We start from the raw sequence: 18075 nt of genomic DNA on the forward strand, positions 1-18075 counted from the left end.
TTTAGGTGTTTCCGTTCACCACCAGCTCGTAAAAGAAGTCCTTGAAGCTGTCACCGATCAGCAGAAATTCCTCCTTGCCTTTCATTTTGACCCGGTTGCGGCTGATATTCTCGATTTTGTCGATGGAGACGATGTAGCGTTTGTGTATGCGCACGAAGCCCTTGGAAAGCAGGATGGCTTCGTAGTGCTTGATGCTGTTGAGCGTCAGCAGGGGTTTGGTCTCGTCGACCAGATGGATTTTGACATAGTCCTTGTAGCCTTCCAGGTAGGCGATGTTTTTCAGGTCGATTTTGATCGAGGAGTATTCTGCTTTTACAAAAATATAATCGAGCCCTTCTCCGGTGGCAGCAAAGCCCTGGACGGTGTTTTGGCTTGGGATAGACTTGTTGAGCAGCTTGCTGATCGCCTGGAAAAAGCGCTCGAAGCTGATCGGCTTCAATAGGTAGTCGATGGCGTTGATTTCGAAGCCTTTCACGGCAAAGTCGGTGTAGGCCGTGGTGAAGATCACCGGAGGCTTGAAGGGGAGGTTTTCGTAGAAAGCGATTCCGCTGATATCCGGCATATTGATGTCCAAAAAAATCAGGTCCACGCTCTTGGACATGAGCAGGGGCATGGCCTTGAGTGGGGAGTTGAAGCTGCCCACATGCTCCAATACCGGGAATTTGGCGATGTAGTCCTCCAGTACCTCAATGGCCAAAGCCTCATCGTCGATGACAATACACTTGTAGTTCATTTTTTGATGGTTAGGAAGGTTTTGAACAGGTTGTTTTCGATTTTTTGCGTAAAGCTGTATTTGCCAGGGTAGCTGAGGTTCAGTTGCTTGTCCAGGTTTTTGATCCCCAGCCCGCGTTGTTCATTTTTGGGTTCGAGGGAGGCGCGTCGGTGGATGCTGTTCACCACGGAAAACCTCACCTCCCGCTCGTTTTCCTCCAGCGAGATGAGGATAAAAGAGGGCTGCAGGTAGCTGATGCCGTGTTTGAAGGCGTTTTCCACCAAAGTCATCATCAGCAGTGGGACGATGGGATAGTCGGGATTTCGCACCGAGACAGTGAAGTTGACATTGGGGCCGTTTTCCTCGGAAAACTTCAGCTTTTCCAGATTGATGTAGTTTTTGATAAAGCTGATCTCGTCGCCCAGGCTGATCTTGCTTTTGCCCGACTCATAGAGCACGTGACGCAGCAGGTCCGAGAGCAGGAGGATGGCGCGGGTGGTGTCCTCGGATTTTTTGCGAGCGAGTGAGTAGATGTTGTTCAGCGAATTGAGCAGAAAGTGCGGGTTCAGCTGGTTTTTCAGAAAATTGAGATCGGCGATGGCCTTCTGCTTTTCCATCTGGTCGTTTCGCTTTCGCTCCGAGTCGTAGAGGAAAAGCAGCTCCAGCGTGGTGCCGAGCCCCAGTCCCAAGAGCAGGCGCAGGTAGTCGGGAAAGAAGAAAAGAAAGCGGAACCTCGGCCAATCGATCATCCCTTCGCCGGGACGCGGCATATTTTCCCTTGGCTGCATGTTTTCTCTCTCCGTTCTCATCCGAAATTCCTCAGAAGGCCTGTTTGCGGGAGGACTTCCGGTGAGGGGCAGCGCGATGAAGAAAAAGGACATCAAGAGGATGCCCAAGGAGTAGGCCTTGTAGTTTCGGCGGTAGACGTAGGTGGGAATCAGCCAAAAGATGTTGGCCAGGTAGAAGACGGTCAGGACCGAATAGGAAACCAGCGGATTGACCGGCGGATGAAAGCGCTGGTTTTGGTCAGCAAAAAGGTAGAGAAATGCCGGCGAGACAAGGATCCCGATGATCAGGAAGTGAACGATGGTCTTGAGGAACTTTTGCTTGTCCATGGCCGGACGGATGGGTGAAGGTGGCAAAGGACGGGACTTCCGGACGTTTTTTCCGAAAGCCCCGGCTGCGTTTAAGATTCTTTAAGGGCGGTTTTAACGCTTTTTAATCTTCATCGTCATAGTCCTCAAAAGGATGGAACTCATAGATGTCGTCAAATCGAAGGCTGGAGTTGCGTCCCAGCAGCACAAAGGCCCGGTCATTGGCGTAGAAGACCGAGGAGCCGGTCCGGAGCGTTCCTTCGAAGGCCGTTTTTTCGTTCCAGCTGTCCAGGGAGGGGATGTATTCCCAGGTGCTGCCGAGCAACTGTCCATTCGAGCCGAGCGTCACATAGCCATAGCCGCCCAGGGTGAAGGCCGCCGCTTCGTTTCGCGCCATGGTGTAATCGTCCTCTTCGTCCAAGGCCGTTTTTTCCGTCCAGGTGAGACTGGTCCCGTCCAAAGCCCAGAAGTCGGATTGGTAGAGGCCGTTGTTGATGCCGCCGCCGAGGTAGGCTTTTCCGTCGAGGATAAAACAGAAGGCGCCCTGTCTTTTGGCTCCGCCAAAGCTGGAAAGCGCCGTCCAGCTCTTCGTTGCAGGGTCGTATTGGAAAAAGTCCTTCTGCTCGCTGCCGTCGAATCCGGTACCCACATAGCCGCGTCCGTTGAGCCCAAAGGCAAGGGCATTGTAGCGGGCAGTACCGGGAAACGACTCGATCTGCGACCAGGAGTTGGTGGAGGGATCATAAGACCAAAAGTCGGAAAGCCGGTTTCTGCCGTCGTATCCGGTGCCATAGTAGGCGATGCCATCGATGGAGAATGCCACGGCGTTGGCTCTGGCGGTGCCGGGAAAGTCCGCCCTCTTGGTCCAGGAGTCCGTATTTGGATCATATTCCCAGAGGTCGTTGAGGTAGGCGTCGCCGGTATAGCCGCCGACCAAGAAGTGTCTGCCATCGATGGTAAAGGCGGAGCTGTTGGCGCGGTTGCTGCCTTCGAAATAGGACCTGCGGATCCAGTTGCCCGTGTCTTCGGTGTCATCGTCGCTGCTCACGCAGGAGGCAAAAATCATCAGGGCGAGTGCCAAGGTAAAACCCAGCAGTTGGTTTGTACTTTTCATGGAGTTTAGTTTAATGGAATTAGTATGATTTCTAGTCTCGGTTTTTGGGTGGAGGAGTTGGTGCCCAGGGCCAGATAGCCAGTGTTGAGCGCCTCGCCGGCCATGAGCTCCATCCAGAGGTAGCTGTCGGGCTCGCCCCCTCTTATTTTGTCGTCCACATAGGATGTGGCATCCAGGAGGAAGTAGGTGTTTTCCTGAAACTCGTTGTCCAGGCTGTAGAGCGATGCCTGGCTGAGATAGCCGTCTAGCAGGCCTATTTTTCGCTGGATATAGATGTCCAGACTCTCCGCCACCGGATTGAGCGAGCCGTCATAGGTGAGCCGTTTGACGGGGAGCACGAGCTTGGCCTCAGCGACGTAGTACCCGCTGGGGATCTCCCCGATGCTGGTCAGGCTGCCCAGTTTGAGTCCGATGGCGGATAGGCCCAGCTCATCCGCCAGGGCCATGTCGCCGGTCTCCTCGGCGGGAATCCAGGTCTTGGTCTCCCGGTTTGCAAAGGGCGTCGCGTCCCGGTTCATCTCCAGGTGGGTGAACGTCTTGGAAGAATAGAGTGAGCTGCTCACGCTGATTTTCATCTCCTCGCTGTAGCGGTTGGTCTCGTTTTTTTCTTGGTAGTAAAAAAGCAGGTAGGTGTCCGTGCTGAGCTCGATCAGCGGGCTGCTGCCCTCCACTTCCAGATTGAGCCCGTGAAAAGCGTCCCGAAAGTCGTCAATGCTGGAAAGGATGGACTGTGCTCCCTTGAGCTTTCCGAAAAGCTCCCGGCCAAACTCCATGGGAAGCGTGACCCTCACCGAATCCCAGACGGGATAGACCTGCACTTCGGCCGTGGCAATCGGCTTGGTCTGTAGGGATTCGAAATGGTAGAACACCTCGTCTTCATTCGCATAGTCAAAGGCCTCGTCGATTTCGTTGATTTTTAGCCGGAAGCTTTGCAGCGTATCGTAGCGGGTGCTGGAATATTTCAGTACCAGCACCAGGGAGTCCAGCTCCCTGGATTCGTCTATCGCGGCGAAGCTCTCCGGGGCAAATTCGAAATAGGGACTCGCCTCGATATGTCCCCGGACGGGATCCGCATAGGAGCCCAAGAGCATGGAGGTCTTGCCGCTGGTGACCAGCGAGTCCAAAAACACCGTCCCGAGCTCCAGCTCGCTGTGGACTATCTTTCGTATGGAAAAGTCATCTTCCAGATCTACCTCTGGGATTTCTTCGAGATAGCTGTTTTCGAAGCAGGAGGTGAGCAAGCATAGAAGGAGTATCCCCAGTGACTGTATGCGCATCTTTTTTTTCTGCAAGGCTAAGACAAGCAGGCAGGAGACTCCCTGCAAACTAGACCTCGGGGGAAAATCCCTCGCCCAAGGGCTTGTTTTTGCCGAGCAAAGCCCGATTGGGCAGGTCGGTGAAAAATGCCCATTGGTGGAGTGATTTCGGGTGTTTCTCCATGGAATTCCCAGTTTGGTCTAGTTCTGTCTCCAGCCCGGATCCCTCGGTCTAGGTTTGGGGAAAAATCATGAAGCGTACGAGTGTCATATTGTTTTTAGCCTACATGGTCACGGCATTGCCCGGGTTTGCCCAGCGCGGACACGGCTCGCTGTACTCCTATTTTGGCGCGGGTACCTATACCTACGACAATTTTGGGATGGCCAAAAGGCTGGGGGGAGTCGGTTCGGCAGTCCGCTCCCCTTATTTTCTCAACCAGATCAATCCAGCCTCCCAAAACAGCCTGGAAGTCGGTTTTACCTTCCTCTTCGAAGGCGACATGAGCTACAACTACCAGCAGCTGCAGACCGAGTCTGAAGTCCTGAAAAACAACTTTTCCAACCTCAACGCTTTCCAGTTTTGGTTTCGGGCTTCCAAAAAATCCGCCTTTTCCCTGGGACTGACCCCCGTGACGCTACAGGATTACAGCTTTTCAGACGTCGTCACCTTTGAAGGCATGCAGGACCGCTACCTCCGCACCTACCGGGGCTGGGGCAATACCAACAAAGCCTATGTCAACTGGGCCTATGAGCTCACGGATCGGATCTCACTGGGGATACGGCCCTCCTTTGTTTTTGCCAACTACCAGAAAGAAAGCACCTACCTCAATGCCACCGAAAGTGGCTACATCACGGATAGGACCGGCTCCAACTCCGGCTTTGGCTTGGAAGCGGGCATACAGGCTGATCTCCTGGCCACGCCAAAATACAAGCTCACCTGGGGCGCAAACGCACAGTACTACTCCAAACTGACTGGAACCTTCAATGAGGGGATTTCCACCTACACCGATCGTCTGGTGCTATATCAGGCCGATGAGGAGGCGTCCAGCTTTGAGCTGCCCAAGACGATTCGCACGGGGCTGGCCTTCCAGTCCGGAAAGCTGCTGATCGCGGGCGATGTGCTCCACAATTTCTCCACGGACTCCTTCGAGCATAGCCAGGCTTCCCAAGTGTACGCGCTCGGAGCCGAGTTTGTGCCGGGTTATTTTGCCCCCGAATTGCTGAAATCCATGAGCTTCTCCCTCGGTGGCAGGATGGATACCGGGTCGTGGCTGTTCGACGGGCAGTCCGTGAAGTCTTACGCCCTGACCACCGGAGTGGGACTGCCGCTCAACCGCTCCACTCGGGTCAACCTCGGGTACCAGTACCAAAAAACCGGAGAGATTCAGGTCCTTGCGGCAGAGGGCCTTCACACCATCACGCTTCAGTTTTCCTTTGGAGACCGCTGGTTTCAGCGATATAAGTTTGAATAATCCCACCTTCCCATGAAAATCATCCCCGTCCGGCTAGGGATGGCATTGTATTGCTTCCTTAGTCCCTTGGTTCTTTTTGCCCAGACTGTCCAAAAGCAGAAAAGCGGCAGCGCCGAAGTCCAAATCACCACCTGCAGTCCCGAGGAACTGATCGGGCTCATCAAGTATGACTCCCGGGAAGCGGCGGAAAAGGTGGGGCTGGACGTGGCCTCCGCGAGCTACGGGAAATTTGACAGGGTGCTGCAAGAGCATAGCAGCAAGGTGGACGACCTCGTGCAAAAGCATCGGGAGGTCTTCGAGCGGCTCTATTCGCTCAAGGGGCAATATGAAGAGCAAGCCACAGCGCAGCAGGACTTTCAGCCCTTGGTAAAGCTGATCCAGTTGATGGAAGAGCAGCTGCAGCCGATCGGTGTGGAGGTGGAAAAGGAAAACGACTACCTCCACATCCTCCTGGCCCATGTGCTGGAGGACAGGCAGTTTCGCAAGTGGGAGCGGTATCAGGCGAAGGTCAAAAAAGAACGGGGCCCGCACTATCCCCGACCTATGGCTGGGCCGCTGGCAATGGATTGAAAAAGAAAAACCTCCGATCTAAAGTAGTTTCGGAGTTTTTTTTTCAAATCTCAAATTTCAAATCTCAAATCTCAAATCTCTTTCCCTACACCGCCACTGCAGCCTTGATATGCGGGTGGGGATCGTAGCCGACCAGCTCAAAGTCCTCATACTTGAAGCCGAAAATATCCTTCACCTCGGGATTGATCTTCATCGTCGGAAGCGGTCGGCATTCGCGGCTGAGCTGGAGTTCCGTTTGCTCCAGATGGTTGAGGTAGAGGTGTGCGTCGCCAAAGGTATGGACAAACTCGCCCGGCTCCAGATCGCAGACCTGCGCCACCATCATGGTGAAGAGGGCGTAGGAGGCGATGTTGAAAGGCACGCCGAGAAAGACATCGGCACTGCGCTGGTAGAGCTGGCAAGACAGCTTGCCGTCCGCCACGTAAAACTGGAAGATGGTATGGCAAGGGGGCAGGGCCATGTCGTCCACGTCGGCCACGTTCCAAGCGCTCACGATGTGGCGGCGGCTGTCAGGCTTGGTCTTGATCTGGTGGATGAGGTTTTTGATCTGGTCGATCTCGCCGCCCTTTCCGTCAGGCCAGTGTCGCCACTGATAGCCATAGACCGGGCCGAGATCGCCGTTTTCGTCCGCCCATTCATCCCAGATGGACACGCCGTTTTCCTTGAGCCAAGTGATGTTGCTGTCTCCACGGAGAAACCACAGCAGCTCGACGATGATGGAGCGGAGGTGCAGTTTTTTGGTCGTTACCACCGGGAATCCCTTGGCCAGGTCAAAGCGCATCTGGTGTCCAAATACGCTGATCGTGCCGGTGCCGGTGCGGTCTGATTTTTTTACACCTTCGTTGAGAATCCTTCTCATCAAGTCGTGGTATTGCTGCATGGTATGGGGGAGAAATTCTTGGCCGGCAAGTTAAGCCATAGGTTTAAGATTTGACAGGAAAAGATTCACTTGGTCCGCGTCGGGACGTCCGCAGATGGTCGGAAGCGGGAAGTCGCCACTTTGAGCGGGAAGAGGAGGGGTTGCTTTTACTCCCTTCCTTCCCAGGTGAAGGTGGCCGTGACGGGGTAGTGGTCTGAGTAGTCCACCTCGCGATGCGTGTCAAAATAGACCGGCCGAAGGGAAGGATCCGCAAAAATATGGTCGATCCTCAGAAAGAAGAGGATACGGTTGTAGGTGAATTCAAATCCGCGGCCAGCTTTCTCAAAGGCGTTGTCCAGTTTTTCGCTCAGTTTGAAATACACGAAGGAGTAGGGCACCTCATTGAGGTCGCCCATGAGGATCACGGGATGGGGACTGTTGCCGATATGTTCGTACAGGATAGACAGCTGCTGCGCACGGGCGAGGCTTCCCCGGTGCAGTTTGCCCAGCGTCTGCCGGTAGACCTGCTTGGCCCTGTCGTAGTCGTTGAGGGAGCCGGTCTCTATCGCCATGGATTCGAGGTGGGTGTTGTAGATCCTCAAGGTGTCGTTGCCGACTTGGATATCGGCGAAGATGGCCCCGTTGGTGACCTGGTTGTCGAAGACGACTCCGTCGTTGACGATGGGATATCTGGAGAATATCGCCATGCCCTGGGACCGTTTTTGGGGATTGCCGTCCACGACGTGGTACACGTGCTCATATTCCCCGTTGTTGCCCAGCAGCTTGATGGCATTTCTCGTGGAGGAGGTGTAGTCTTGGTGAAATTCCTGAAAGGCCTTCACATCGGCCGGATGCTCAGCGAGCCATGTGAACACGTTGGGCTCTTGTCCATCGGTCTTATGCTGCCGGTAGTAGAAGCTGTGGGTGTTGTAGGTCAACACTTTCAGCCCCTCCGCGTCCTCGTTGCGGGGATGGATCTGGAAGGTGATCAGGATAAACTTGTATCCGATCACCAAGGCGGCCAGGGGGAAAAAGGCCAGCCTCCGCCAAGACAGGGCCAAGACACAAAACAGAAAGATGTTGACTATGAGGATGATCGGGATGAAAAAAGGCAGCAGGCCCGCGAAGCGGAAAATCTCCGGGGAAACGAAAACGCTGGAATAGAGCAGCAGTGAAGCTAAAAATACCGGTACTGTAATGAATTTCATCTAGGCTGGGTAGAGAGCAAAAGAAACAAACCCGAATCCAAAAGTGGTGATTTTCGTATCATTTTTCTCATAAATAAGATCCTTTTGGACAAAACATTCTTACTCAAAGCAGTAGGCAAGGGTTGCGAAAAGGAAGTCCAAAATACGGCCAAGCGGGACAATCAAATTTCAGCCCCGCACTTGGAATCACGTGATTTAGTTTAATTTTACGTAATTACCCAATAAATTAATCTTCTACCTCACATGAAAAAAATTAGAAATACATGGTTGGCGGCGATGATCCTAGCCTCGGTGATTGCCTGTCAGCCCAAGACTGCCGAGACCAGCTCGGAGGCAGTGGTCGAAGAGTCCAGTGCAGCGGAAGAAGCTGAGAGTGAGCAGCGCCCCAGTCCGTTGGTCGTCGAAGAAGGACAGATCGGCGGCAAAACCATCTCCGTACACTACGGTTCGCCATCGGTGAAGGGGAGGACCATCTGGGGTGATCTGGTGCCTTACAACATCGTCTGGAGAACCGGCGCCAACGAGGCTACCTACATCGATATTCCGCAGGACATGACCGTGGAGGGCCAGCCGCTGAAGGCAGGCAAATACTCGCTTTTCACCATCCCCAAAGAGTCCGGAGCCTGGACGGTGATCTTCAATTCGGATTGGGAACTGGAGCATGGACATTTTCAGTACGATGAGAAAAAAGACGTGCTGAGAGTGGAGTCCACCCCTACCTGGGAGGAGAATTCGGCCGAAATGCTCAGCATCAAAGTGGAGTCTCCAGGTCTGGTGATCCGATGGGACAAAATGAAGCTACCGATAGCCATCCAATAAGAAGCTATTTCGAAATCCTTGGTCTGTTGACCGGGGATTTTTTTATGGCGTCCCATAGGCCGGTACCCCATGCGGCCAAGTGTCCCGACTCCTATTTTCCCCGTCCTTCAAATGTTTGACTTACGATGAGGTTTTTTTCATTCTTTCTGGTGCTGGCAATTGCATTGGCTTTGGCCTTGGCGGTGTCGATGCCGATAGGGCAGATTCCACCCCTTGCCCCACTTCTGGATCCCAACCATGGTTTTTGGCAAAATACCCTCAGCGAGGACGAGCTCGCTGTGGAGGAAGTTGACCTGGAAAACCTCAGCGCCCCAGTGCAGGTGACCTACGACCAAAATCTCATTCCGCACATTTTCGCGGAAAATGAGGCCGATCTCTATCGTGCGCAAGGCTATGTCACGGCCCAGCATCGCCTCTGGCAGATGGAGTTCCAGACGATGGCGGCGGCAGGTAGGGTCTCCGAGATCGTCGGGCCGATCGCCTTGGATCTGGATCGGATGACCAGAAGAAAGGGGTTGGCCTATGGCGCAGAGCTTGGGCTGAAATACCTGCAGGAAAGCGACTCCGAGACCCTCGCGCTGATCGAGGCCTATGCAGATGGGGTAAACCAATACATCGCCCAGCTGAGCGATGCCCGATTGCCGGTGGAATACAAAATCCTAAACTACAGGCCGGAGCCTTGGTCGGCGTTTAAGACCCTGCTCTTGCTCAAATACATGTCCGATATGCTGGTGGGAGACCGCGATCTCGAGTTTTCGAATCTGCGAAAGATCCTTGGCGAGGCGAAGCTGAACCGGCTCTTTCCCCAGTTTCCCGCCGCAAACGATCCGATAATCGAGTCGGGAAAGGTGTGGGATTTCGAGCCCTTGCCCGTGTCCAAGCCGGACTCTGTGGATTATCCTACGGACGCGATCTTGATAGAGCCCCTGCCGCAACCCGAGGAAGGCACCGGCTCCAACAATTGGGCGGTGGCCGGGAAGAAAACCAAAAACGGAAACCCCATCCTCGCGAACGATCCCCATCTGAGCCTCAATCTGCCCTCCCTCTGGTATGCCATGCAGCTCAGTACTCCATCCAACAGCGTGAAAGGGGCGACCCTTCCGGGTGCTTTGGGGGTGATTTCCGGGTTTAACCAAGACATTGCCTGGGGCGTGACCAATGCTACCCGGGACACCCGAGACTGGTACAGGATCACCTTTCAGGACAAAAGCCGGAAAGCCTATCGCTACGGCAATGGCTGGAAGGATACGGAGTTCCGACTGGAGCAGATCAAAGTGAAAGGGCAGGCGACCTTCGTGGATACTGTAGTGTACACCCACTACGGACCGATCGTGTACGACCGCAGTTTTAAGACCGAGCGCCAAGACGTGGATTTTGCGCTGAAATGGACGGTGCATCAGGGCTCCAACGAGCAAAAGACCTTCTTGCTGATGAACAAGGCCAGAAACCACAGTGATTACAACAGGGCCTTGGACCACTACACTGCACCTGCGCAAAATTTTGTCTTTGCCTCCAGGTCGGGAGACATTGCGATGCGGATACAGGGCAAGTTCCCTTTGAAATGGCCGGGTCAAGGCAAGTTTCTCATGGATGGTGCTGATCCCAGGATGGAGTGGCAAGGCTATATCCCCAATGCCCAAAACGCAGCCACGCTAAACCCGGAGCGGGGCTTTGTCTCCTCGGCAAACCAACACCCCACAGACTCCACCTATCCCTACTATGTGTTTGACAATACCTACGAACACTACCGCAATCGCCGCCTCAACAACCGGCTGAGGGAAATGGATCAGATTACGGTGGAGGATATGAAGGAGCTCCAGTTTGACGACTACAACCTCCAGGCTGCCGAAGCGCTTCCCGTTTTGATCAGTCTTTTGGGTACGCACAAGGCCGACTCCCCCGAAGCGGATAAGTACCTTAAAGAACTCAAGTCCTGGGATTTTTTCGCCGACCCAAACCAAAAAGGACAAACGCTATACTCCATCTGGTCATCGGAGACTTTCGAGAGCATCTGGCGAGAGCTGTCGGGGGCTAGAGCGCCCGTGGTACGGCCGTCCAGCTACCAGACTGTGGAGCTGCTGGCCAAATATCCCCGGGATTCGGTTTTCGATGTGAAGTCGGTAGAGGGAGTCGAGACTGCGGAGTACCATGTGAAGGCAGGCTTTGACTCACTTTTGGTCGCGATGGCCAAGTGGGAGGCTGAGGAGGGAGACTACGCCTGGACGAACTACAAGAAAACCACCATCCAGCATCTGGTGCCCACATTCAAGTCCTTTTCTGCCACCAATGTCTACACCGGCGGAGGCTCGGGGATTCTGAATGCCACCGGCAGCCGCCATGGCGCGAGCTGGCGCATGGTAGTAGAGCTGGGAAGCCAAATGGAGGCCTTTGGGGTGTATCCTGGAGGACAGTCGGGCAACCCCGGAAGCAAGTATTACGGAAACTTTATCCCCGTTTGGGCCAAAGGAGAGTACCTCGATTTCGGCCTTCGGACCCAGGGAAGTTCTGAAGCCGTCCTTTTTACCACCGTTTTAAAATAGCCTGCCATGAGATTTATCTTTCTTACCATTCTCGTCGCCATACTCGTAGTCTTCCTGAATCCAGTGGCTCCCTATTGGGTTGTGATGATCGGGATTGCGGTTTTGGGAGCCCTGATAGCTCCCAATGGGTTCGGCGGATTCATGGGAGGTGGCCTGGGGATGGGCCTGACTTGGCTCGGGCAGTGTATCTATTTGGCGATCAATACCAACAGCCCGCTTCCTGATCGGATGGGAGAGCTGATGGGGTTGGGATCGGGTATGACCCTGGTGGCGGTCACGGCTGTGTTGGGCTTTTTGCTGGGCGCATTCAGCGGCTGGGCCGGAGTCCTGTTTCGCAATCTGCTCCAGCATACTCCCGAAAACGTCTACAGGGGATAGCGGTCGGCTTGGCTGCGCCCCTTTCCTGCCGGACTTGTATTTTATTTTTACAGTCGATGGGAATGAGTACCTTTGTTGCTCACTTGATACGAAGTGTCAGAAAAATTCATGCAGTGGGAAGGTAGGTGACTATAACCTTTTTTCTATTCCTCTCCGTTTTGAGATTTTGAAATGTAAAAGAAATGAGGTGCCGCTTCGAACTCGGGAACTGTGCGGTAGCTTTTTTGTCCCAACACTATTTGTCAAAATATAGACCAGCTAATATCTAAATTATGAAAGGAATTGTTCTTGCCGGCGGATCCGGCACGCGGCTGTACCCGATTACCAAAGGGACTTCGAAGCAGCTGCTCTCGGTATATGATAAGCCTATGGTTTACTATCCGGTTTCCGTCCTGATGTTGGCGGGCATACGGGAGATTTTGATCATTTCCACTCCAGACGACCTGCCCAATTTCAAGAAGCTCCTGGGTGACGGGAAGGAATTGGGGCTGGAGTTTAGCTACGCGGAGCAGCCCAGTCCGGATGGTCTAGCCCAGGCATTCGTCATCGGCGAGGAGTTTATAGGAAATGATTCGGTCTGTCTCGTGCTGGGAGATAACATCTTCTATGGGCATGGCTTTACCGAACTGCTGAAGAAATCACTCCGAAATGTGGACGTGGAGGGCAAAGCAACCATTTTTGGCTACTACGTGAATGACCCCGAACGCTACGGAGTGGCCGAGTTTGACCAAAGTGGCACGGTCATTTCCATCGAGGAAAAGCCAAAACTGCCCAAGAGCAACTATGCCGTGGTGGGACTTTATTTTTATCCCAATTCTGTCGTACAGATCGCCAAGACGATCAAACCCAGCGACAGGGGAGAGCTGGAGATCACCACCGTCAACCAAGAGTATCTGGTGTCTGAAAACCTGAAAGTAGAACTTCTCGGTAGGGGTTATGCCTGGCTGGACACCGGAACGCACGAGTCTATGCTCGAAGCGTCAAATTTCATCCACACCATAGAGAAGAGACAGGGGCTGAAAGTTGCCTGCTTGGAGGAGATTGCCTTCGAATTGGGCTACATCGACGCCGAGCAGCTTTTGGCATTGGCTGAGCCGCTGAAGAAAAATGAATACGGCCAATATTTGATCAAAAAAGTAGAACAAAAAAGAAAATGAAGTTTCAGAGAACGGCAATTCCAGACGTGGTCATAGTCGAGCCCAGCGTCCATGGAGACGAGCGGGGATATTTTTCGGAGACCTTTCGCTTGGACAAGCTGGAGCAGTTTTTGGGATTTAGGTTGTCCTTTTGCCAGGACAACGAGTCAAAGTCGGAGTTTGGAGTCCTGAGGGGCTTGCATTTTCAGCTGCCGCCGTCCGCGCAGACCAAGTTGGTCCGAGTCACGGAAGGGAAGGTACTCGACGTGGCAGTGGACATCAGGAGAGATTCGCCCACCTTTGGCAAACATGTAGCCGTGGAGTTGTCAGCCGAAAACAAGCGACAGCTGTTTGTACCCCGCGGGTTTGCCCATGGATTTGTGGTGCTCAGTGAGTCAGCGGTGTTCAATTACAAAGTGGACAGCTACTACGACCCCCAAGCGGATAGAGGCTTGGCCTTTGACGATCCCGCGTTGAATATCGACTGGATACTAGATCCAGGCAAGTTCAAGCTGTCTGAAAAAGACCGAAAGCAACCTTTGCTCGCGTCCGCGCAAGTTTTTGAGAATTCACAAAATCTGTATGAATAAAATACTAGTTACGGGTGCTTCTGGCCAGCTTGGATCGGAGATCAGGCACCTTTCCTCCCAGTATCCCTTCGAATTTATCTTCACCGACGTGGCTGAGTTGGATATTACCGATGAGCAAGCGGTGAGGCATTTTTTTGAAACCAACAAGCCGAATGCAGTGGTGAACTGTGCGGCCTACACGGCCGTGGACAGGGCCGAGGAGGATATCGAAACGGCCGATAAGATCAACCATCTGGCAGTGAAGTATCTCGCACAGGCAGCGCAGGAGTACGGGGCAAAACTTGTCCATGTGTCCACAGACTATGTCTTTGACGGTAACGGACACCGGCCTTATGACGAATTGGCCACGCCCGATCCCCAAAGTGTGTATGGCGACACCAAATTGAAGGGGGAGCGTGCAATCATTGAGCTGGGGATTGCCGATTCGGCGATTGTCAGGACATCTTGGGTGTACAGTACCTTTGGCAACAACTTTGTCAAAACCATGCGTCGACTCGGTGCCGAAAGGTCCGAGCTCAACGTCGTGGCAGACCAAGTCGGTACTCCGACCTACGCCCGGGATCTGGCAGCGTTTATTTTGGACATGCTGCCGGATTTTGCCAGTCCAAAGACTGAGCTCTTCCACTTTTCCAATGAAGGCGTCTGCTCTTGGTATGACTTTGCGCTGGCGGTGATGGAAATGAGCGGGCTGGATTGCAAGGTCAAGCCTATCCCATCTGAGAAGTACCCTACTCCGGCCAAGCGGCCATTCTACTCGGTCATGAGCAAGGAAAAGGCGAAGGCGCAGCTTGGGGTGGAGATCGGCCATTGGAGGGATGCTTTGCAGCGATGTATAGGTGAAATGTAGGCGAGGTACAACAATCTGGAGGCTTGGGAAAGGGTAGGGGAAGAGAAGATTTTGAGCAGCAGGAAAGCGATGGGCGAGGCCAAATCGGGGGAACCCGTATTTCCGCCGCCTGTCGTATTTTTATTTTTACAGTTGATGGGAATGAGTACCTTTGTTACTCATTTGCTAGCTGACTTTTTATGCTCGAATCGTTAATCACTTCAAAGACCCGATTGCGGCTTCTGATAAAGTTTTTTGTCAATTCGCAAAACCACAGTCATCTAAGGGGACTAGCGGAGGAGTTTGGGGAGTCAACCAACGCAATCCGCAAGGAATTGAACAATCTGACTGATGCGGGAATCCTGGTCAAGCACTCCGACAAAAACAAGATCGAATACCAAGCCAATACGCTTCACCCCTTTTATACCAACATCCGTGACATCATCCGAAAATATCTCGGACTGGATATGCTTTTGGAGCAGATATTGGAAAGAATGGGCGATGTGGATCAGGTAGTTCTGACTGGAGACATCGCTAGGGGTAGCGATACGGGGACGATAGACGTACTGGTAACTGGAGCTAGCCTCAACGAGGACTATTTCCATCACCTCACCAAGCGATTGGAACAATTAATCGACAGAAAAGTGATCTTCAGCCTTTCCTCCGGGCGGTTTGTCTCGGATGGCTTGGTCCTTTTTGACCGGTCTACGGGAATCTGAGTTTTTATCGCGTGCTGAAATCGATGGACATGCTAGGCGCAAGGAATGTGACTGAAAGGGCGAAGCTGTGCGGGATTTGGAGAATTTCGACAAAAGATGCGACTTTAGCAGGTCTTAAAATTTGAACATTTAATTTTCAAGGATAAAATAGTGGAGCATTTTCAAACCCAAGTTTTGTACAAGAAGGCATTGCTGGCAGTGCTTTTTGTTCTGTTTGCCGGACTGGCTTGGGCCCAAAGCCTCAGCGATCTGAAAAATCTGAAGGTGGACAACCTGTCTGACGCGCAGATCGAGCAGTTGATCAAGCGAGCTGAATCCAGCGGATTGACGTCCTCGCAGATGGAAGCCATGGCAAGGGAGCAGGGGCTTTCGCCGATCGAGGCAAGCAAGCTGCGCACCCGCATCCTGAATCTCCAAAGGACCGTGGGAAAAAGCGGCAGCGGGATGATGGGAACCGGAGGTAACGACATGCGGCAGATGGAGGATTCTACGTCCGACTATCTTTTCGACTCGATCCGAAAGTCTGACCCCTACTACGATCTGACCCCGTTTCAGAAGAAGATTTTCGGTTATAAGCTTTTTCACAACCGGAACCTGAATTTCACCCCGAGCCTGAACCTCCCAACCCCGCAAGGCTACATCATCGGTGGAGGAGACCAGCTGCTCATCGATGTGTATGGTGCCTCCCAAGAGTCTTATGACCTGACGGTGTCCTCGGAGGGTCGCATTCTTGTGCCCAACGTGGGGCCAATCCAGGTGGGCGGCGCGTCTATCGAGGCGGCCACGGCCAGGCTCAAGACCTCCTTGGGCAGGATCTATTCGGGGCTGTTGGGGAGCAATCCCAATACTTTCCTCCAGGTTCGCTTGGGGAATATCCGCTCGATCAAAGTGTCCATGGTAGGTGAACTGTCGAAGCCAGGAACCTATACGCTGCCGTCCTTCGCCTCTGTTTTCAATGGCCTCTTTGCCGCAGGCGGACCAAACGAAAACGGGTCCTTCCGAAATATCCAGGTGTACCGTGACAGCCGTCTGGTGACCACGGTGGATATCTACAAGTTTTTGGCTAGGGGAGAATCCGAGGCAAACATCACGCTCCGGGACAACGACGTGATCATCGTGCCTCCCGTGCAGTCCCGCGTGGAGATCATCGGCCCGGTGAGGAGGGAGGGATTTTTTGAATCCCTGCCGGAAGAATCCCTCGCCGACCTGTACATCTACACCGGAGGCTTCAAGAGTGAGGCGTACCGGGATCGATTGACTGTCCGGCGCATCGAAAACAACGAACGGAAGGTAATCGACGTGCCCCAGGCAGAGCTGAAGAACTTCAGCCCAAAAGACGGCGACGAGATCCTGATAGGGGAGGCGCTGGATCGCTTTGTCAATCGCGTGCAGGTGTCAGGGGCAGTTCAGAGACCTGGGGAATACGCACTCGAAGATGGCATCTCCGTAAAAGGACTGATAGAAAAGGCCCAAGGGCTCAAGCCGGAGGCTTTTGTAAACAGAGCCACGCTCTACCGAACCAGCGATGACCTGACCTTGGCTGCAGAGCCCCTGGACTTGAAGGGGATCATGGATGGGACGATTCCCGATCTGGTCTTGAAAAATGAAGACCTCCTTTTTGTACCCAGCCGCTACGACATACAGGAGGAGACCTATGTGAAGATCTCTGGAGAGGTAAACGCTCCCGGCACTTATCTGTATGCTACGACGATGACTGTAGGCGACTTGATCCTGCAGTCGGGTGGCCTGCTCGAATCCGCGTCCAATTCGTACATAGAAATAGCCAGAAGGGTGCGGGATGCCAGCTCCGGTAGGCTTGCCGAACTCATCACGCTGTCCATCGATCCCAATCTCCAGCTCACCGAAGCCGAGAAGAACCATCCATTGATGCCTTTTGACCACGTCTTTATCCGCAAGAGCCCGGGCTTCGAGCGGGAGCTTTTGGTGACCATTCAGGGCGAGGTGAACTATCCCGGACAGTTTGCCATCTCGTCGGCTGACGAGCGCATCTCGGATGTGATCAAGCGTGCCGGCGGACTCAATAAGTTTGCCTATCCAAAAGGGGCGAGCTTGGTCAGAAGGACGGTTTACTTCAAGGAGCCGACGCCCGAGCAGGTGAAGGAAAAGACGCTGAGAGACATCCGGGACAAAGTAGACCCCGAAAAGAGAGATCAGGTCAACCAGGCCGAGCTCATCATCTTCGAAAGATTGGACCAGAAGATCACTGCCCTGGAGGAGGAAAAACTCATCGAAGAACAGAAGAAAATTCTACAGGCAAATAAGGAGTTGTTTTTTGCGGATTCGCTCATCAGAGACTCGCTCTTTAGCGAGGTGAGGTTTAAGCAACAGGACGTCATCGGGATAAATCTGGAAGAAATCCTGAAAAACCCGGGTTCTGGGGAAGACCTGATTCTACACGAGGGTGACGTATTGCGGATCCCAAAGGAGCTCCAGACCATCAGAATGGTGGGCGAGGTGCTGCTGCCTACTACGGCCCGCTATGTGCCAAAGGCAAACTTCAGGAGATATATCTCCCAAGCGGGGGGCTTTACCGAGGATGCTAGAAAGAGCAAAGCCTATGTCATCTACGCCAATGGAGACGCCAGAAGAACGCACTCCTTTCTGATGTTGAAGTTTTATCCACACCTGGAGCCCGGAGCCGAAATCGTGGTTCCCAAGAAGCCTGAGCGCGAGAAATTGGGTGCGGCGGCATGGCTAGGTATAGCGTCTAGCTTGGCGACCCTGGGGATTTTAGTACAGTCGTTGATCAACAATCAATAAA

General features: G+C 53.3%; 16 protein-coding genes. 10 read left to right on the forward strand and 6 right to left on the reverse strand.

Features of this window, described 5'->3' with window-relative positions:
* Position 1: 1 nt before the first annotated feature.
* The 4 genes from J0A68_RS18040 to J0A68_RS18055 form a co-directional block, all read right to left on the reverse strand.
* On the reverse strand, positions 2 to 733 hold the full coding sequence (locus J0A68_RS18040; RefSeq protein ID WP_206579636.1) for a LytR/AlgR family response regulator transcription factor: 732 nt from the start codon (positions 731 to 733) through the stop codon (positions 2 to 4).
* Positions 730 to 1827: a sensor histidine kinase gene (locus tag J0A68_RS18045; protein WP_206579637.1), complete on the reverse strand. Its 1098-nt coding sequence runs from the start codon at positions 1825 to 1827 to the stop codon at positions 730 to 732. The genes J0A68_RS18040 and J0A68_RS18045 overlap by 4 nt, the downstream gene beginning before the upstream one ends.
* A 103-nt stretch (positions 1828 to 1930) precedes the next feature.
* On the reverse strand, positions 1931 to 2920 hold the full coding sequence (locus J0A68_RS18050; RefSeq protein WP_206579638.1) for a Kelch repeat-containing protein: 990 nt from the start codon (positions 2918 to 2920) through the stop codon (positions 1931 to 1933).
* Between the two features lie 5 nt (positions 2921 to 2925).
* Positions 2926 to 4197: a DUF4270 family protein gene (locus tag J0A68_RS18055; protein WP_206579639.1), complete on the reverse strand. Its 1272-nt coding sequence runs from the start codon at positions 4195 to 4197 to the stop codon at positions 2926 to 2928.
* A 230-nt stretch (positions 4198 to 4427) separates the two neighbouring features.
* Between J0A68_RS18055 and J0A68_RS18060 the strand changes: the two genes are divergently transcribed.
* Both J0A68_RS18060 and J0A68_RS18065 read left to right on the forward strand, forming a co-directional pair.
* Positions 4428 to 5648 (forward strand): BamG-related protein, encoded by a 1221-nt coding sequence (locus tag J0A68_RS18060; protein WP_206579640.1) that lies wholly within the window; start codon positions 4428 to 4430, stop codon positions 5646 to 5648.
* 12 nt (positions 5649 to 5660) lie between these two features.
* A complete protein-coding gene (locus J0A68_RS18065) occupies positions 5661 to 6218 on the forward strand; it encodes a hypothetical protein (protein WP_206579641.1) in 558 nt (185 codons plus the stop codon).
* Between the two features lie 85 nt (positions 6219 to 6303).
* On the opposite strand, the gene J0A68_RS18070 is transcribed toward J0A68_RS18065, so the two are convergent.
* Together J0A68_RS18070 and J0A68_RS18075 are read right to left on the reverse strand one after the other, a co-directional pair.
* Complete coding sequence (locus tag J0A68_RS18070; RefSeq protein WP_206579642.1) at positions 6304 to 7098, reverse strand: thymidylate synthase; 795 nt, start codon at positions 7096 to 7098, stop codon at positions 6304 to 6306.
* A gap of 146 nt (positions 7099 to 7244) precedes the next feature.
* Positions 7245 to 8285: an endonuclease/exonuclease/phosphatase family protein gene (locus J0A68_RS18075; protein WP_206579643.1), complete on the reverse strand. Its 1041-nt coding sequence runs from the start codon at positions 8283 to 8285 to the stop codon at positions 7245 to 7247.
* A gap of 243 nt (positions 8286 to 8528) precedes the next feature.
* Between J0A68_RS18075 and J0A68_RS18080 the strand changes: the two genes are divergently transcribed.
* The 8 genes from J0A68_RS18080 (at position 8529) to J0A68_RS18115 (ending at position 18074) form a co-directional block, all read left to right on the forward strand.
* Complete coding sequence (locus tag J0A68_RS18080; protein ID WP_206579644.1) at positions 8529 to 9104, forward strand: DUF2911 domain-containing protein; 576 nt, start codon at positions 8529 to 8531, stop codon at positions 9102 to 9104.
* A gap of 125 nt (positions 9105 to 9229) precedes the next feature.
* Positions 9230 to 11644, forward strand: a complete 2415-nt coding sequence (locus tag J0A68_RS18085; protein ID WP_206579645.1) for a penicillin acylase family protein — start codon at positions 9230 to 9232, stop codon at positions 11642 to 11644.
* A 6-nt stretch (positions 11645 to 11650) separates the two neighbouring features.
* On the forward strand, positions 11651 to 12022 hold the full coding sequence (locus J0A68_RS18090; protein WP_206579646.1) for a hypothetical protein: 372 nt from the start codon (positions 11651 to 11653) through the stop codon (positions 12020 to 12022).
* 272 nt (positions 12023 to 12294) lie between these two features.
* Positions 12295 to 13179 carry a glucose-1-phosphate thymidylyltransferase RfbA gene (rfbA, locus tag J0A68_RS18095; protein WP_206579647.1) on the forward strand — a complete coding sequence of 295 codons (885 nt, stop codon included), beginning with the start codon at positions 12295 to 12297 and terminating at the stop codon, positions 13177 to 13179.
* On the forward strand, positions 13176 to 13748 hold the full coding sequence (gene rfbC, locus J0A68_RS18100) for a dTDP-4-dehydrorhamnose 3,5-epimerase (RefSeq protein WP_206579648.1): 573 nt from the start codon (positions 13176 to 13178) through the stop codon (positions 13746 to 13748). The genes rfbA and rfbC overlap by 4 nt, the downstream gene beginning before the upstream one ends.
* A complete protein-coding gene (rfbD, locus tag J0A68_RS18105; RefSeq protein WP_206579649.1) occupies positions 13741 to 14595 on the forward strand; it encodes a dTDP-4-dehydrorhamnose reductase in 855 nt (284 codons plus the stop codon). Before rfbC ends, rfbD begins: the two co-directional genes overlap by 8 nt.
* Before the next feature lie 179 nt (positions 14596 to 14774).
* Positions 14775 to 15293 (forward strand): DeoR family transcriptional regulator, encoded by a 519-nt coding sequence (locus tag J0A68_RS18110; RefSeq protein ID WP_206579650.1) that lies wholly within the window; start codon positions 14775 to 14777, stop codon positions 15291 to 15293.
* 174 nt (positions 15294 to 15467) lie between these two features.
* Positions 15468 to 18074, forward strand: coding sequence for an SLBB domain-containing protein (locus J0A68_RS18115; RefSeq protein ID WP_206579651.1), 2607 nt, complete (start codon positions 15468 to 15470; stop codon positions 18072 to 18074).
* Position 18075 lies beyond the last annotated feature (1 nt).

Source organism: Algoriphagus oliviformis (assembly GCF_017254915.1).
Lineage (GTDB): Bacteria > Bacteroidota > Bacteroidia > Cytophagales > Cyclobacteriaceae > Algoriphagus > Algoriphagus oliviformis.

Bases quoted from the DNA above. Each gene is read 5' to 3' on its own strand.
- J0A68_RS18040 (WP_206579636.1), bottom strand. From the start codon at position 733: ATGAACTACAAGTGTATTGTCATCGACGATGAGGCTTTGGCCATTGAG.
- J0A68_RS18045 (WP_206579637.1), bottom strand. From the start codon at position 1,827: ATGGACAAGCAAAAGTTCCTCAAGACCATCGTTCACTTCCTGATCATC.
- J0A68_RS18050 (WP_206579638.1), bottom strand. From the start codon at position 2,920: ATGAAAAGTACAAACCAACTGCTGGGTTTTACCTTGGCACTCGCCCTG.
- J0A68_RS18055 (WP_206579639.1), bottom strand. From the start codon at position 4,197: ATGCGCATACAGTCACTGGGGATACTCCTTCTATGCTTGCTCACCTCC.
- J0A68_RS18060 (WP_206579640.1), top strand. From the start codon at position 4,428: ATGAAGCGTACGAGTGTCATATTGTTTTTAGCCTACATGGTCACGGCA.
- J0A68_RS18065 (WP_206579641.1), top strand. From the start codon at position 5,661: ATGAAAATCATCCCCGTCCGGCTAGGGATGGCATTGTATTGCTTCCTT.
- J0A68_RS18070 (WP_206579642.1), bottom strand. From the start codon at position 7,098: ATGCAGCAATACCACGACTTGATGAGAAGGATTCTCAACGAAGGTGTA.
- J0A68_RS18075 (WP_206579643.1), bottom strand. From the start codon at position 8,285: ATGAAATTCATTACAGTACCGGTATTTTTAGCTTCACTGCTGCTCTAT.
- J0A68_RS18080 (WP_206579644.1), top strand. From the start codon at position 8,529: ATGAAAAAAATTAGAAATACATGGTTGGCGGCGATGATCCTAGCCTCG.
- J0A68_RS18085 (WP_206579645.1), top strand. From the start codon at position 9,230: ATGAGGTTTTTTTCATTCTTTCTGGTGCTGGCAATTGCATTGGCTTTG.
- J0A68_RS18090 (WP_206579646.1), top strand. From the start codon at position 11,651: ATGAGATTTATCTTTCTTACCATTCTCGTCGCCATACTCGTAGTCTTC.
- rfbA (WP_206579647.1), top strand. From the start codon at position 12,295: ATGAAAGGAATTGTTCTTGCCGGCGGATCCGGCACGCGGCTGTACCCG.
- rfbC (WP_206579648.1), top strand. From the start codon at position 13,176: ATGAAGTTTCAGAGAACGGCAATTCCAGACGTGGTCATAGTCGAGCCC.
- rfbD (WP_206579649.1), top strand. From the start codon at position 13,741: ATGAATAAAATACTAGTTACGGGTGCTTCTGGCCAGCTTGGATCGGAG.
- J0A68_RS18110 (WP_206579650.1), top strand. From the start codon at position 14,775: ATGCTCGAATCGTTAATCACTTCAAAGACCCGATTGCGGCTTCTGATA.